The sequence below is a fragment of the Actinomycetospora endophytica genome, from assembly GCF_021026375.1.
Lineage (GTDB): Bacteria > Actinomycetota > Actinomycetes > Mycobacteriales > Pseudonocardiaceae > Actinomycetospora > Actinomycetospora endophytica.
Map to the genome: position 1 here is coordinate 373,735 of NZ_JAJNDB010000005.1, position 15,912 is coordinate 389,646.

General features: G+C 69.1%; 12 protein-coding genes. All 12 read right to left on the reverse strand.

Annotated elements, in window-relative coordinates:
* Nucleotides 1–107: 107 nt before the first annotated feature.
* The 12 genes from LQ327_RS22705 to LQ327_RS34960 all read right to left on the reverse strand — a co-directional run bounded on the left by LQ327_RS22705 (nucleotide 108) and on the right by LQ327_RS34960 (nucleotide 15,126).
* Nucleotides 108–1,664, reverse strand: coding sequence for a type 1 periplasmic-binding domain-containing protein (locus tag LQ327_RS22705; protein ID WP_230738042.1), 1,557 nt, complete (start codon nucleotides 1,662–1,664; stop codon nucleotides 108–110).
* Nucleotides 1,664–3,586, reverse strand: coding sequence for a hypothetical protein (locus tag LQ327_RS22710; protein WP_230738043.1), 1,923 nt, complete (start codon nucleotides 3,584–3,586; stop codon nucleotides 1,664–1,666). The genes LQ327_RS22705 and LQ327_RS22710 overlap by 1 nt, the downstream gene beginning before the upstream one ends.
* A gap of 235 nt (nucleotides 3,587–3,821) precedes the next feature.
* A complete protein-coding gene (locus LQ327_RS22715) occupies nucleotides 3,822–4,583 on the reverse strand; it encodes a sulfite exporter TauE/SafE family protein (RefSeq protein ID WP_230738044.1) in 762 nt (253 codons plus the stop codon).
* A gap of 72 nt (nucleotides 4,584–4,655) precedes the next feature.
* Nucleotides 4,656–5,420 (reverse strand): YveK family protein, encoded by a 765-nt coding sequence (locus LQ327_RS22720; RefSeq protein WP_230738045.1) that lies wholly within the window; start codon nucleotides 5,418–5,420, stop codon nucleotides 4,656–4,658.
* A 92-nt stretch (nucleotides 5,421–5,512) separates the two neighbouring features.
* Complete coding sequence (locus tag LQ327_RS22725; RefSeq protein ID WP_230738046.1) at nucleotides 5,513–6,631, reverse strand: glycoside hydrolase family 53 protein; 1,119 nt, start codon at nucleotides 6,629–6,631, stop codon at nucleotides 5,513–5,515.
* A 17-nt stretch (nucleotides 6,632–6,648) separates the two neighbouring features.
* Nucleotides 6,649–7,551 (reverse strand): PIG-L deacetylase family protein, encoded by a 903-nt coding sequence (locus LQ327_RS22730; protein WP_230738047.1) that lies wholly within the window; start codon nucleotides 7,549–7,551, stop codon nucleotides 6,649–6,651.
* An 86-nt stretch (nucleotides 7,552–7,637) separates the two neighbouring features.
* Nucleotides 7,638–8,963 carry a UDP-glucose dehydrogenase family protein gene (locus LQ327_RS22735; protein WP_230738048.1) on the reverse strand — a complete coding sequence of 442 codons (1,326 nt, stop codon included), beginning with the start codon at nucleotides 8,961–8,963 and terminating at the stop codon, nucleotides 7,638–7,640.
* Between the two features lie 37 nt (nucleotides 8,964–9,000).
* Nucleotides 9,001–10,020: a UDP-glucose 4-epimerase GalE gene (gene galE / locus LQ327_RS22740; RefSeq protein WP_230738049.1), complete on the reverse strand. Its 1,020-nt coding sequence runs from the start codon at nucleotides 10,018–10,020 to the stop codon at nucleotides 9,001–9,003.
* 32 nt (nucleotides 10,021–10,052) lie between these two features.
* Nucleotides 10,053–11,942 (reverse strand): glycosyltransferase family 2 protein, encoded by a 1,890-nt coding sequence (locus tag LQ327_RS22745; protein ID WP_230738050.1) that lies wholly within the window; start codon nucleotides 11,940–11,942, stop codon nucleotides 10,053–10,055.
* Nucleotides 11,943–11,985: 43 nt separating this feature from the next.
* Nucleotides 11,986–13,083 (reverse strand): NAD-dependent epimerase/dehydratase family protein, encoded by a 1,098-nt coding sequence (locus LQ327_RS22750; protein ID WP_230738051.1) that lies wholly within the window; start codon nucleotides 13,081–13,083, stop codon nucleotides 11,986–11,988.
* Nucleotides 13,084–13,246: 163 nt separating this feature from the next.
* Nucleotides 13,247–13,891, reverse strand: coding sequence for a response regulator transcription factor (locus tag LQ327_RS22755; RefSeq protein WP_230738052.1), 645 nt, complete (start codon nucleotides 13,889–13,891; stop codon nucleotides 13,247–13,249).
* Nucleotides 13,891–15,126, reverse strand: coding sequence for a sensor histidine kinase (locus LQ327_RS34960; protein ID WP_230738053.1), 1,236 nt, complete (start codon nucleotides 15,124–15,126; stop codon nucleotides 13,891–13,893). The genes LQ327_RS22755 and LQ327_RS34960 overlap by 1 nt, the downstream gene beginning before the upstream one ends.
* Nucleotides 15,127–15,912 lie beyond the last annotated feature (786 nt).

Below are 15,912 nucleotides of genomic sequence, written 5' to 3' on the forward strand. Positions count from 1 at the left end.
CCGCCACGAGGGGGCCTCCGTTCGCCAGCCCGCAACTGTCGGCGAGGACCACCGGGAACCAAGCACGCCGGTCCTGACTTCCCCGAACGGTTCGATCGTCCGGTGGTTTAGCAAGGGGTTCGATCTGGGATACACGGGCGACCCGCAGGCGAGCCGAACTTGAACAGCTGAGGACCACCGTCACTTCCGACTTGGAGAATCGGAACCGCCTTATTGATAGGGTCTCCGTACGGCGAGAGCGATAACCAGCCGGAGGCGAGTGGTATCGAGTTCGGTCCATGAAGTCGCTTGAACGCGGCCGTTACACCATCCGTCGTATTGTTGAGCTGCGATCCGAAGGTGAGCGCCGTCGCGACGGTCGTGATCGCATCGTGGCCCATGATGGCTGCGTCGTCATCGAGCGACGACGATGGGAACTGCCCGTGGAAGCAAGTCGAACAGTTTTCGTTCAACGCGCCGATCGCACCCGGGACGAACGCCTCGGGGTTCGTCTTCCACGCGGATGAGTCGGCGATATCGGCGTAGCGCACAGTCACGCCGGAATTGAGGCCGCCGATGAGCCCGAGACTGGAGGGAGACGCACCCTTGGTCTCCTGACTGACTTCGTCGGCAACTGCTGCAGTGAAGTCCTCGGCGTCGTCACCGGTCACGATCGTCAGAGGAAGGTTCCCACAGCTCCGTGTCGCGAGCGCCTTGACGAACTGTTCCAGGTCATCCGAACGTCCGGCGAACATGATGACGTTCGGTTGCCGCTCACAGACGCTGCTGACGACCGAGGACATGAAGCTGTACGGGCCCGGGTTGAAGGTCTCCTCGGGCGACATCAGGGTCCCGGCCCCGCCGGCGTACTTCTGCTCGAATGCAACCGCGAGAGATTGCACGTAAGTGTCCGTCGAATCATTACTGCGCACCACGAGGACTTTCGACGCCGTCGTCCGCAGGTCGGCAGCGAGCGCCGCAGCTTCGTCGCTGTTCGACGGTGCGATCCGGGCGAATGCACGGTCGGGGGTGCTGACTCCGTCGAGTGTGTCAGCGGTCAGCCGGGTGGTGATCACCGGAATCCGTGCGACCGACAACGCTGTGATCGCGTCCTGCGTCGCTTGCACCGAGTATCCGGTGGCGACGACGGCGACGAGGTGATCGGAGCCGACCATCTTCATCAAGGTCGGAACAACCTCCCGCCAATGTGCCGAGCTGTCGCCGTCGTTCGCAATGACCAGGCGGACGTGGACAGGAGCGTTGTCAGCACTGTTGACCTGGAGCTGCTCGATGAACGCTCCTTGTAGCTCGTGGAGGCTCGCCTGCAGCCCGCCGGCCGAGTCAGCAGAATCCTGGCGCTGAACCGGCATCAGGTACGCAATGGTGACGTATGGGATCTTCGAGCTGGTGACGAGATCGTTCTGTGCCTTGATCTTCCCTAGGATGTCGGCGTACCCGGGAACCTCGTGAGCGGTCACCTGTGCGCTTCCATCACTGACGCCCAGACACTGATCGTCGGTCCGCGACGTGCCGGAGCCACAGGTCGGAGTGAGAAGGGTCCACACGCCGTAGACGACACCGGCGACGACCACCAGAACGACCGCGATCACGAGAACCCTGCCGAGAGCGGTCAGCTTGCCGAACCACCCGAAGACCGAGCCGAGGCGTCGGGTCGGAGACATCATCAGGTACTCCTCGAACGGGTGAGGTGTGCTTCAACTCGAGGGGATCGGTCGTCGCAGTCGGCGTACCGCGCCGCCAGTGCGGTCAAGTGCCTCCGGCCGTCGACCTTCCTCGGTCGCAGGTCGTAGATGTCAGAAGCGATCTCGGCGCAGAGCTCATGAGCCGGATCTCCCAAGGGACTCCGGTGGAGTTGGGCAGCCGACACGAGCGAGGCTTTGATCGGTCCTGCGGATCGCACTCCACGAACTCTCGCCTCAGCGAACTGGGCCGCGGTGGGCGCGTTGCCCGGTGCGCGGACCGGCGCAGAGACCACCGCTTGAAACAGTTCACACCAGGCCTCGGGGTGCGAAGTCTCGAAGGCCGCACTCAGCGCCTCTGTGACCTCCTGCAGGCGCCCGGCGGCCAGGGCGTGGTACAGCCCAGTGACGCCGTCACGCGATGCTGCCCGCTTGCGGAGCCCCTCCTGCACCTCGGTCCAACGCCGACTTTCCGCGAGCTCGTGAAGCAAGACCTGGCGCGCCAGCGGATGGAGCCGCGGGGTCGCCTCCGGGTCGGCCTCGTGAGGACCGAGCACCCATAGGCTCCGGGCGAGGTATCGCTCGATCGCCTTCTGGGAGCGCTCGTCGCACAGACTCTCCAGACGGTCGATGCTGTCATCCCGCAGATCGCGGGCCGCGGCCAGGACCGAAAGACCGTGAGACATCCCGCCGTTCTCTCCGACAATAAGGTCACGAAGCTCCTTCGCAACCGTCGAGCCCTGCTTCGTGCGCATGGCTAGCACCTGGCGATGATCCGCGTGCTCACCTGCCGCCGTGAGGGCGCCCGTGACGATCCGATGTGCCTCCGGGTGCCCCCGGACGAGGCGGTCTACGAACCCCTCCCACATCGCGGCGTCGTCCGAGGTTGGCGTCGAACGGTCGACTTCCAGAGGGTAGTAAGGACCCCAGTCGCACTTGTCATCGGCGCCGTACCAATGGTCGGTATGCGCTTCCCAGTCTCCGTAGCTCGCTGTGAGCGCCAGACGTGACAGTCCCGGGGCCGTCGGAGACTCTTTCGCCGGGGATCGCCCGCTTCCGGCGACGAACAGGGTGGGCGCCCACTCAGGCTCGGGATCGCGATACAGCCGGGCAAGTACCTCCAGGAATCCCGTGAAGGGAGCCCGGTCGCCTCGGTCCACGATGACGAGAGCGTTGTTGTGCGCAGCCCAGAACCAGTGAGCATGCGAATACTCCTCGCGAATGTCTGCGAGGAACGCTCGACAGAGCGTGAGGTCGACGTCGTCCCGAGCCGCGTTCGAGTCGGTCCAGTGGCCACGGACGAGGTCAGCGAGCGCGTTCGCACCGTTGGTGTACCTCTGCCCCTTCGGTCGGTAGCCATGCGCATACCAGGCCAGTCCAGGGCGTCGCCGGGACGCCAACGCTCCCGCGAGGCCGAGCGCGGACGACAGGCCGCGCATGGCGTAGGCCCATGGGTCTGATGCCTTGTCCGCCCATGGGCGCGTGATGTCGTCGAACTCGCGACGCCACTTGTCGATCGGGCGACGATTACGCTCAGAGAGCGTCTCTTCCAGCAGGATCTTCGGCGCCTCGGGGTCGGCCATCGGACCGTTGAGGTTCACTTTGAGCGCCAGCAGCCCCAGAAGGAGACGCGGAAACCGCAGTCGGCCGTAACGAGGGACCTCGTTCATCAGCCTCGACGCGAGAAAATCCGCGACCTGGTAGGGCCGCGCCCCCTTGTCGAGCCTCTCCTCCTGGCTGTAGCAGACTGCCGACGGTCGACCTTGACAGAACTGATCCCGCAGTTCCTCAAGGATGCGTTCGCGCGACGAGCCCGCGGTCCCTCTCACGACGACGATGGGTACCGCGCGGTCACGCTCCGCCGCCGACGGTTCCAGAAAATCCCTGAACAGTCCGCCCAGTTCCAATGGATCAACCCCCCTAGATGGGGGATCTTGTAGTCACGCAACGGCAAAGGTCAACGCGTCCATTCGTGTCTCGACAAGAGACAGAATCGGGCATTCGTGGCTACTCGTTGCTAAACGGGTCACGGACGTGCAGCTCCGTCACATGGCCGTACCGGCATGTGGCGGATGTACACCGCGACTATGCCGACCGAGGGAACCACTGCCCACTGAACACATGGCTGACAGCCGTAGGAGTTCAGCGGAGGAGCAGCTGGACGAACGCCGCCACCCCGACCACCACGATGATCCCGCGCAGCACCAGCGGCGGCAGGCGGCGGCCGATCAGCGCGCCGATCACTCCCCCGACGATCGACCCGCCCGCGACGAGCCCGACCACGGGCCACGACACCGGCGCGACGAACGCGAACACGATCCCCGACACCAGGTTCGCCAGCGCCGCCAGGACGTTCTTCACCGCGTTGTGCCGCTGCAGATCGTCGTCGATCAGGATCCCGAGGAAGCCCATGAGCAACACGCCCTGCGCCGCACCGAAGTAGCCGCCGTAGACCCCGGTGCCGAACGTGGCGCCGAGCAGGCCCGGGCCGACCCGGGTCCGTGGCTCGCCGGACGGATCGCGCGCGGCCACCTTGCGTGACACCCACGGCCCGATCACGACGAGCACGACCGCCAGCGCCACCAGGACCGGCACGACCTTGTCGAACGCGGCGGAGGGCAGTACCAGGAGTAGCAGGGCGCCGACCAGACCTCCGAGCGCGGTCGGGACGGCCAGCCGGAGCACCCGCCCCCGCAGGCCCCGCAGCTCGCGGCGGTACCCGATCGCCCCGGTCACCGAGCCCGGGACCAGGCCGAGCCCGTTGGACACGTTGGCCGTCAGCGGTGGGAACCCGAGCGCCAGCAGCACCGGGAACGTCACCAGCGTGCCCGACCCGACGACCGTGTTGATCATCCCGGCCCACACCCCGGCGACCGCGATGATGGCCGCATCGCCGATCGTCACCCCGGGATGGTCGCCCACCCCGGCCCGGAGCGCTCCGCGATCTGCCTCACGCCGCCCCGCGCAGCGGCGTCGTCAGTCCTTGTTCTTCCGCTTCGAGAGCAACTGCCCGGCCTGCTTGGCCAACGCCTGCTCGAGGTCGTCGCGGGGTTCGTGGAGCTCGGCCCCGGGGACGCGGGTGAGCTCGCCCGGAGCCGGCCGGCGGAACAGCCACGTCGTGAACCCCCGCCAGCCGCGCTGCGGCAGACCGGTCGCCCATGCGGCGGCCGCCAGGAGGACGACGAGGGCCCCCGCCAGCGCACCGGCCGCCGTCAGGACACCGACCGGCGGGACGAAACGCGCGGCGGGTGCCGTCGGACCCGACGTCGTGGTCACGGCGACCCGCGACGGGTGCCCCTCGGGCGTCTCGAGCCGGGTGATCGCCCCGGTGACCGACTGCGTGACGGCGTTGGCCTCGGCCGTCGCCGCGGACGGGCTCGAGGCGCGGACGTCGATCGTCAGCTGGTCGCTGTCCTGCACGGCGGCGACGGCCACCTCGGGGCGCAGCTCGTCCAGTGTGGTGCCGGAGCCGGACGCCGCGGGCCCGAGGACGTCGTCGCTGGTGGCGAGCTCGGCGTACGTCGGCATCTGGTTCTTGATGAAGGAGCGCACCGTGGATGCGGAGTCCGACGACGGCGGCGCCCCGGTCGCGTCGGACACCGTCAGCTGCACGCTCGAGCTGTCCGGCAGACGGTCCAGGTGCAGGTCGAGGAGCAGCCCGCCCAGAGCGCCCACGACGACCAGGCCCACGAACGCCCAGCGGGCCGACCGCAGAGCCGCCTTGAAGTCGGTCCATTGCATGGGTCCTCAGTATGCGCAACGACCCTGCTGGTCTCTGCAGAGGGGCATCGCACCGCCGACGGTCTCCCACGAGTCACCAAGTGGTCGCTGGCTCACGGCGCTGCGAAGCTCTTCAGGGACGGCAGTCCGTTCCCGTCCCAGCTGAACATGCTGAGGTTGGCGTAGTGGTTGCCCTCACCTGACGCCCATCCCACGGGAGGGAGCCAGTCGGGCTCCCAGGCGAGGAAGCCCAGGCCGTGCCCGCCCGGGACGTTCGCCACCACGGCGCGGAGTGCCTCGTAGTACGCGGCCTGCCCCTGCGGGGTCGGCGGGAAGCGCGCGCCGTCGGGGAGTTGGTTCGCCGAGGTCACGATGTTCTGCAAGTGGTCCCCCTGCTCGAGAGTCCAGGGGTAGGCCGTCTCCGCCACGAGGACGTCGCGGTGGTATCGGTCGACGAGGCCGTCGAGGGTCCGGCTGAGCTGGTCGAGCGAGCCGTTCCAGAACGGGTAGTAGGACAGTCCGATGACGTCGAAGCGGATGCCGGCAGCGTCGACATGGTCCACGAACCGGCTGGTCGCCACCGCGTCGCCGCCGGTGTCGACGTGGAGCATCACACGAGCCCTCGGAGCGCCTTCGTGCGCTCCGCGTACTCCGGCACGGAGCAGCGTCAGGAACGCCGACCAGTCGGCGTCGTCGCCGGGTCCGACCCAGCCGGTGGGCCAGAGCATGCCGTGGGAGATCTCGTTCCCCACCTGGACGACGTCGACGGGTGTGCCCTGGCGGTCGAACGCCGCGAGGGTCTCGCGCGTGTAGGTCTGCACGACCCCGGCGAGGTCGGGCAGGTCCAGTCCGCGCCACCGCGACGGGGTCTCCTGCCGTTGATGGTCGGCCCAGGTGTCGGAGTAGTGCAGGTCGAGAATGACGGCGAGGCCGGCGTCGTGGGCGCGCCGGGCGATCGTGAGGGCCGTGGCGAGATCACTTGAGCCGGAAGGTGGATCCACCCACACCCGGATGCGGACGTCGGTGGCGCCGTGGTCGGCGAGAATGCGCTCGATGGGCGCGGCCGAGCCGCCGTCCCGATAGACGGTGCCCGCGCGCTCCTCCTGGAGCGTGAACGAGATGTCGGCTCCCCGGATCCGGAGTGGACCCGACCTCGCGTCCTTCGCGATGGCAGCGGCGGTGCTCACCGTCAGGACGATGACGCCGATCAACAGCACGGTCAGGAGTGTCATGCGGTCGCTCCGAGGTCTCACGGTCCGATCCGGGAGTCGAGCACCCGCACGGCCTCGAACCCCTCGGCGTGGCGCACCCGGGCCTGGCGCCCACGAACCACGGCGAGTGCACGGACGTGCTCCGGCCGCATGTAGGGCTTCGAGCCCTGACTGTCGTGGCGGCCGACCGCCTCGACCTTCGTCTCGATGTACTCCTCGATGTCGACGAACACCTGGGGAGCGAACTCGTCGCTGGCCGACGGGCTCTCGAACGAGAGGATGGCGGGGTGCCCGCGCGCAGCCCGCACGGTCGCTCGATGGACCGCTTCGTGGTCCTGGTGCCGATCGTGGGCTGAGTGGGTCAGGACGAGATCCGGGTTGTAGCGGCGCAACGCGTCCTCGACCGCGCTGATCATCTCGAACCCGTGCTCGGGCAGCCGACTGTCGGGCAGGTCGAGGACGACGAGGCTCGAGAGCCCGAGGAAGGCGCCGCCTGCGATGGCCTCGTCAGGGCGGGCCAGACCGCCGCCGTTGCGCCCACCCGACATGACGAGGCTGTGCACCTCGTGCCCCGAGTCGACGAACTTGGCGATCGCGCCGCCACATCCCAACTCGAGGTCGTCCGGGTGGGCACTTACCGTGACGATGCGTCGGGGCAGGCACGTCGGTCGGTGGGCGAGCCTGGTCGACCAGAGGATCACGGCTCCGCCGCAGAGGACGACCAGGTCCATGGCCAGGATCGCCGGAGAGACGAGCGGACCGTCCAGTGCCGTGGCGGCGGCGCCGTTGATGCCCACCATCAGCAGGCAGACCACGACGACGGTCCGGCGCACGACGCCGGGCGAGCGCCAACCCCGGCCGACTCGAACCGGCAGGGTGGCCGCGGTGAAGCTGGCGAGGGCGAAGCCGGACGCGAGCACCGCGAAGAGTGAAACGACCACGACGGAACTCCTGACCGAGCGGACGGCGGGAATGGTGAGATGCCGCGTGAGCGGCGCGTTGCGACGACGTCGGCGCCCCACGTGGCTCAGGCGGCGAGATTTCCCCGGCCGAGTGCCCCGACGTCCCAGCCGTGGGTGCGCCAGTGCTCGAGATCCAGCGTGTTGCGGGCGTCCAGCAGCCGCGGCACGTCGACGACGCCGGCGAGCTCAGCCGGGTTGAGGTCGCGGTACTCCGCCCAGTCGGTGAGGTGCAGGACCAGATCCGCGCCCTCGCAGGCCTTTTCCGGCTCGCGCGCGTAGTCGAGGCAGGGGAAGGCGGCGCGTGCGTTGTCCAGGGCCTCCGGGTCGTGTACCCGGACGTGGGCGCCCTGGAGCTGGATCGACGCCGCGACGGCGAGCGCCGGCGAGTCGCGGACGTCGTCGCTGCCGGACTTGAACGCGGCGCCGAGGACGGCCACGCGACGCCCGAGGAACCGGCCGTCGAGCATCGTCCGGGCGCGGTCGACGGTCCGCTGCCTCGCCCGCATGTTGATCTCGTCGACGTCGCGGAGGAATCGCAGGGAGTCCCCGAAGCCCAGCTCGTCGGCCCGGGCGGAGAACGCCCGGATGTCCTTGGGCAAGCACCCGCCGCCGAAGCCGACCCCGGCGGCGAGGAAGCGGTGGCCGATCCGCGGGTCGTACCCGATGGCCTTGGCGAGCGTCGTGACATCGCCGCCGGTCGCCTCGCAGACCTCTGCCATGGCATTGACGAACGAGACCTTCGTGGCGAGGAACGCGTTGGCCGAGACCTTGACCAGCTCGGCCGTCGTCCGGTCGGTGACGAGGTAGGGCGTCCCGGATTCGCGCATCGTCGAGTAGACCGCTCCCAGGACGGCCTCGGCCCGATGCGAGGTCACACCGACGACTATCCGGTCGGGTCGCAGCGTGTCCTCGACGGCCGTGCTCTCGGAGAGGAACTCCGGGTTCCACGCCACTTCGGCGCGGGCGCCCACGGGCGCGAGCTCGGCGATGCGGGCGGCCAGGCGATCGGAGGTCCCGACGGGGACCGTCGACTTGCCGACGACGAGGCAGTCGTCGCGCAGGTGCGGCGCGAGGCCCTCGATCACCGAGTCGATCGGCCGCATGTCCGCGGCCGCCGAGCCGGGCTGTTGCGGTGTGCCCACGCAGAGGAAGTGCACCTCGCCGAAGTCGGCGGCCTCCTCCAGCGAGGTGGAGAAGCGCAGATTCCCGGACGCCACGGTGCGGGCAAGGATCTCCGGGAGCCCCGGCTCGTAGAACGGTGTCCGGCCCGCAGCCAACGCGGCGAGCTTGGCCTCGTCGACGTCGACGCCGAGGACGTCGTGGCCGAGGTCGGCCATGCAGGCGGCGTGGACGGCGCCGAGATAGCCCGTGCCGATGACGGTCATGCGCATGATGTGCTCCCAGGAACGGAGGAGGAAGAAGGAAGGGTCAGCCGCCGTAGCCGGCAGGATTGGCGTACTGGAATCGCCACGCGTCGACGCACATCGCGGCGAGGTCGCGCTCGGCCCGCCACCCCAGCGCGGAGTGCGCCCGGGTGGGGTCTGCGACGAGCACGGCGACGTCGCCGGGCCTGCGTCCGTGCACGTCATAGGGCACGGGACGCCCGCTCGCGGCCTCGAACGCCGCGATGACATCGAGTACGGAGGACCCGACGCCGGTGCCGAGGTTGAGGACCTGCATGCCCCCGAGGAGACGGTCGAGGGCGAGGCGGTGCGCCCTCGCGACGTCGAGGACGTGGATGTAGTCGCGCACCGCGGTGCCGTCCGGCGTCGGATAGTCGTCGCCGAATACACGGAGGCGCTCGCGGCGGCCGACGGCGACCTGGGCGACGTAGGGCAACAGGTTGTTGGGAACGCCGCTGGGGTCTTCGCCCAGCTCGCCGGACGGGTGTGCGCCGAGCGGGTTGAAGTAGCGCAGCGCGGCGACGCGCAGTTCGGGCAGGAGACGGCACGTGTCGGCGAGCATCTGCTCGCCCATCCACTTCGAGTGCGCGTACGGGTTCGTCGGGCGGGCCGGGTCGTCCTCGGTCAGTGGAACCCGCGTGGTCTCGCCGTAGATCGAGCACGACGAGGAGAACACCAGGTCGTGCACCTCGTGCGCGTGCATCGTGCGCAGGAGAGCGCTCGTGCCGCCGACGTTGACGTCGAAGTACTCGAGCGGGATCTCGGTGGACTCGTTGACCGCCTTCTTCGCCCCGAAATGGATCACGGCGTCCACGGGGTGGGCGGCGAACACGGCGTCCAGCGCAGCGCGATCACGCAGGTCGACGGTGTAGGCGATCACGGGCCGGCCGGCGATCTTCTGCACGCGGTCGAGGGCCACCGGCGAGCTGTTCGAGTGATCGTCGACGGTGACCACGTCGTATCCCTGCTCGAGCAGGTCGACACAGGTGTGGCTGCCGATGAACCCGGCTCCGCCGGTGACGAGCACGGTGCGGGTAGCGGTCATGGTGGATCGCCTCCGTTCGCGGTGAGGAATGGTCACGCCGGGGCACCGGAGAACACGGCGACGGCGTAGGTCGGGAAGCGGGTCAGCGCGGTGACGACCGGGGCGGCGGTGAGGGCGGTCACCAGCAGTGGCCCGGGCACCGTCGCCCGGATCGCGCGGGCCAGGCCCGCCCCCGAATGCCGGGCTGCCTCGGCGGCGTGCAACATCGAGACGGCCCCGGTGACGACGAGGTACGTGGTCGCCCCGAGCAGGCAGAGAAAGATGTAGCCCACCGCCGACGTCGACATTTCTCCCACGAGCGCGGCGGAAGAGAGCACGACCGCGATGAACGCGTAGGGCAGGACGATGCGCGTCGGCAACGGCTCCAACCCGTCCACGCTCTTGGGCGTCACCTTGAAGGTCAACGGGCGCGGGCGGACCGTCTGGAGCGTTGCTGCACACACCCCCCACGCCACGAGCGGCCAGCGGGACAGGCTGTACAGCCAGTTCTCCCAGCTGATGATCGGCGCGTTGCGTGGCCGGAGGAGACCGCGACGCTTCAGCAGCACCGCCATGAGGACGACCCACATCGAGATCGACCACCAGTGCAGCAGGAACGCGACGTAGTTGACGTTGATCCACGGCAGCCCTGTCACTGCGGCGATCGGCGGCAGGGAGAGCCCACCGACCGTGGTCACTGTCAGCGAGACGTAGAAGAGCAGCGCGAACATGAACCGGAAGCGGAGCCGCCACGGCATGCGACCGAGGTGGCGCGGGACGAGCCCGAACAGGACCGTGGTCAGGCTGCGCGACCACTGGAACTCCTGGACCAGCATCGCGGGGAACGTCTGGGGCCCCTCGCCGCGGGCCTCCGCGTCGATCGCGAAGGCGCCCTGCCAGCCTGCCGAGCTGAGCAGGAAGCTGGTGGAGAAGTCCTCGGCGAGCTCGGGACCCACGCCACCGATGTCGCGGAGTGCTGCAGTCCGCACCGCGTAGTGCGAGCCGATGCACGACGGGGACAGCCCGTCGCTGTGGCCGAGCTGGGCCGGCCCGTGGAAGGTGGCCTCGCGGTGCAACCGACCTCGCGCGGCCCAGGAACGAGCGGCGTTCGCGTCGCACACGCTCGGGGCGGCCACGTATCCGATCGCCGGGTCCGCGAAGGGCCGCACCATCTCGGCGAGGTAGGTCGGCGAGGGGACGTGGTCGCAGTCGAGCTGGGAGACGACGTCGTAGCGGAGGTAACCCCACCGGTCGTAGAAGTAGGCGAGGTTGCCCTCCTTGCACTTGGTTCGCCGAGGCCAGGTAGCCCGGTGGTAGGCGTCCACACCGCGCCGAGTGGACAGGTGCACCGCGTGCTCCTCGCACCAGGCCACCACCTCGTCGGCGGGGTCCTCGTCGCAGAGCCACACGTCGTACGGGTGGGGGAAGCGCTGCGCGAGCATCGCGGTCAACGTCGCGCGGGCCATGGACCAGGGCTCCGACGGGGCACGTGTCACGACGAAGGCGGTATGCAGGTCGGGGACCGACAGTGCGGGGTTGACCCGACGCAGCCGGTTGACGGCCATGACGAAGTAGCCCGGCACGACCGACAGGTAGAGCAGTACCAGGCTGTTGACCACCAGACCGATCCAGCTGACGCGATGCTCGGGTTGGGACCACCAGGCCCAGAACCAGAGCAGGCAGGCGATCCAACCGACCGAGAGCGCGGCGATCACCCACCGGTCGCGTCGGGCGAGTGCAGGGACGAAGGTCTCGGCGCGGAACGGACGCCGCGGCGAGGTACGTCCGGCCAACGTGGGACCGCTCGGTGGGATGTCGACGACGTTGCCGTCCGAGAGGCGGCGGATGTCCAGCGACAGGGCGCTGTCAGGAGCGGGCCTGGCCTGGTTGGTCGCGAGACGGAGCAGGCGAGGGCCCTGTGGGCTGGAGTCGAGATCGGTCACGGTCGGATCTCCGGTACGCAGACGTCGAGTGAAAGGGGACGGGTCAGCTGGCGCGGGCGGCGTCGCCCTGCCGGGCGGGCGGTGTGACAGGAACTCCCCCGGCCTGCGGGCCGGCGAGTGCGGAGCCGGCGACGGCAACGGCCCGCGGCCGGGCGGCGAACCACGCGACGGTGCGACGAAGGCCCTCCTCGGCGTCGACGGTCGGCGCCCACCCCAGGGCGGTGTCGGCGCGCCCGATGTCGGGCCGCCGGCGCGTCGGGTCGTCGACCGGAAGAGGCTGGTGGTCGACCGACGAGTCCGAGCCGGTGATCGTGAGGACCAGCTCCGCGAGCTCGCGGACGGTGCGCTCGGTCGGATTGCCGAGGTTGACCGGCCCGGGCTCGGCGCTGGCGAGCATGGCGACCAGGCCGCGTACGAGATCGTCGACGTAGCAGAAGCTGCGCGTCTGGGAGCCGTCACCGTAGATCGTCAGCGGATCGCCGTTGAGGGCCTGCACGACGAAGCTCGACACCACCCGGCCGTCCTCGGGGCGCATGCGGGGCCCGTAGGTGTTGAAGATGCGCACGATGCCGACGTCGGCGGCCTCGGTACGGGCGTAGGCCGCCGCGAGTGCCTCGGCGAACCGCTTGGCCTCGTCGTACACGCTGCGCGGTCCGACCGAGTTGACGTTGCCCCAGTAGTCCTCGGTCTGTGGGTGTACGAGCGGGTCTCCGTACACCTCGCTAGTCGACGCGAGAACGAAGCGCGCCCCGTGGGCGACCGCCAGCTTCAACGCGTTCTCGGTACCGCGGCTACCGACCGCGAGCGTCTCGAGAGGCAGCCGGTGGTAGTCGGGCGGTGACGCGGGGCTGGCCAGGTGCGCCACCGCATCGACCTCCCCGTCGACGACGAAGGGCTCGCTGACGTCGACCTGCACGAAGGCGAAGGCGGGGTCACCGAAGAACCCGTCGAGGTTCTCGCGGCGTCCCGTGGACAGGTCGTCGACACAGACGACCTCGTCACCGCGTCGCAGCAGCGCCTCGCAGAGATGCGACCCGAGGAAGCCGGCGCCGCCGGTGACGACAACGCGGCGCCTGGCCGCGACAGCCGTCGGGTCCAGGCGCGGTAACGCGGTACTGACCGAGATCGTCGTGGTGTCCATGAGCCTGCCTGCCGTGGTCGGAGCAGCCCGGGCCCGACCTCATCGCCGAGGTCGTTTCGGTGGAGCCCGAACTTCGGAGGCAAGCCTCACCGAGCGGCGGCGGTCGTCTCATCGGCATGGTTGACGATTCCAGCGTCCGCGAAATTGCGGATGGCCATGGCGCTCAGCGGGTGGCACGGTAGAGCGCTGCCGCCTCCAGCTGGGATGCCACCTCGAGCTTTTCCCTGATGGCCTGGACCTGACTGCGGACGGTGGCCACGGACACGTGGGAACGGCTCGCGATCTCCGCGACGTGCGACCCCTCCGAGAGTGCGTGCAGCACCTCGCGCTCGCGGGGAGTCAGCCGGTCGAGGAGATCCTCATAGACCTTGCGATCAGCTTGGCGGGACCGCCGTCGTGCCAGGAGCCGCCGACGCTCCCCCAACGGGAGGATCGATTCACCCTCGGCGGCGGACGTGCATACGGCCACGAGGTCGTCGAACGCGGCGTTCTTGTGGACCCAGCCGATCGCGCCCTCGGCGAGCGCGTCAGCGAGCCGCTCCTCGTCGGTGGCCCCGGTGATCATGACGACCGTCCATCCGCCGGCGGCGATGGGTCGCACCAGGTCCACACCGTCGAGCCGACCCCCGTCAGCATCCTCCCCGAGATCGAGGTCGAGGAGGGCGAGCCCGGGCGGCCCGTCGAGCAGGGCATCGAGCTCGGGTCCGGGAGCAGCGCACCAGTGGACGTCGAGACCCGCGGAGCGCAGCGAGGCGGTGAGCGTCGTCGCGATTAGGCGGTGATCGTCGACGAGCACTACCCGATGCATCAGGAGACCCGGAAGGTGACGTGCGGTGTCTCGGGAGGCACAGCCGGTATCTCGATCTCGGCACGTGCCCCGCCGGCCGGGGCCGGACGTACGGCGACCGTGCCGCCGTACCGGCCGAGCTTGCGCGCGGTCGCCTGGAGCCCGATGCCGCGGCCGCCACCGGAACGGCTCGGCCCGTAGGACTGCGTGGGGTCGATCTCATGACGCATGCCGGGGCCGTCGTCGCTGACCTCGATCCGCGCACGCGTTCCGACGCTGCTCACCCTGATCGAGACCCGAGCACCGGGGGCATGCCGAGCACAATTCGACAGGCAGTTGGTCAGGGCGAGCTTGAGTACCGACGGGCTGCAATTGCCCCACACGGCGGCTTCCTCCGTCGAGAAGGAGAGATCGGAGCCGACCCCCCACAGGTCCGCGACCTCGCGCGCGACCGCCGCGACGTCGATGCGCTCGTGCACCGCGACGGGTCTCCGCGCCTCGGGGTCGTGGAGATCCAACAGAGCCCACAACCGGGAGACCTCGTCGTCGAACGCGTTCCGCACGCGATCGCGCTCCTCCTGACTGAGGCCGGTGCGTTTCCCACCGATCAGGTGAGACGTCCCGGCGACCCCGGCCAGGATGTTGCGGATCTCGTGATCGCGCTCGGCGTGGGCATGGTCCAGTTCCTGCTGCAACCGTTGTCGGTCACGGTCGCGCCGCCGGCGCTCCTGGATCAACAGGAGTAGCAGCGCCACGAGAAGCCCGACTGTCCCCATGGTCACGACGAGGTCTGCGGTCGGCCGCGGCGACCCGTCCGCCACGATGATGGCACCGAGGCTGATTGCGACAGTGAAGCGCGCGAAGAACCACACGGTTCCCATCCCCCGCCAGGTGGCCCACAGGATCGCGATCAGCATCGCGATGGCGAACAGACCGGCAACTCGCCGCGGAGCGCCCGGCGGCGAGGACACGACGGTCGGGAAGGCCAGCCACCCGTACACGATCGCAGGCACGGTCGCCGTCGGGGAGGCCCACCGCGCTGCGAGCGCTCCGGCGCACACACCCCCGACGGCAGCGCCTGCCACAATTCCCGAATCGATAGCTCGCGGAACGATTTCTCCGGCTGCGAGATCCAGGAGTCGAATAGCCACCAGCATGGCGCACACTCCGGTCAGGACCGGACCCGCGACCCTCACCGCCGCATGAAGCATCGATGCCGACAGCAAATTGGACACAATATTCTCCCCCTCGGTCACGGCGGGTAGCCAGCCCCCCTGTTGCTCACGCTCATGACCATCATTCGGGCGATACAGTATGCGCAGAGCGGGTCTGTGTGAACCCACCGACAGGAGACTGAACCTGCCGGTCGGGGCCGGACACTCGCCTTGACGGGCGCACCTGCTGCAACCGGATGAGACCTGTATTTCAGCTATGTGAACTGAGTGAAACGTGATTCCTGGGCCCAGGACCACGCCCTCATCGTCAACAGGTAGAGCAGAAGGAGTTGCACCTCGCGCGGCAGCGCCTACTGGTGAGGAAAAGCGACGGAACTGGCTCATCGCCCCAATCATTGCGATCACCGACCCTCGGAGTCGGGCACCGTTTCGGCGCGGGACGGGTCGACGGTAGCGGGACGGGCGTGACGGCCTACGTCGCGACGGTGCGGATGCCCGGGGTCAGACTCCGGGCCGGTGAGGTCGGGACGACGGTCGCGAGCCCGTCGGGGTACGTCATCTCCGTGTCCGACCGGCTGCGGACGACGGGGCCGTCACGGACCCGGGACACTCGAGCCCCCGAGTACCTCTCTCCTGGAGAGCACGGGCTCGGCCACGAAATCCCCTTCCGGTCTCGCCTATGACGCGACCGTGGCGGCTCCGGATCGACAAGGAATCCTTCGAACGAACGGCCGGCTCTCGGCGCGCTCGGAGAAGCGCCTGCCGGGCTTCTCTTTCGCAATGCCGATGGGTCGCGGGCACGGAGAGAGCGCGCAAGGAGCCCACATGAATGCCCGAAAGAGCGTGGGCCGTGCTTCGATCCGAGCG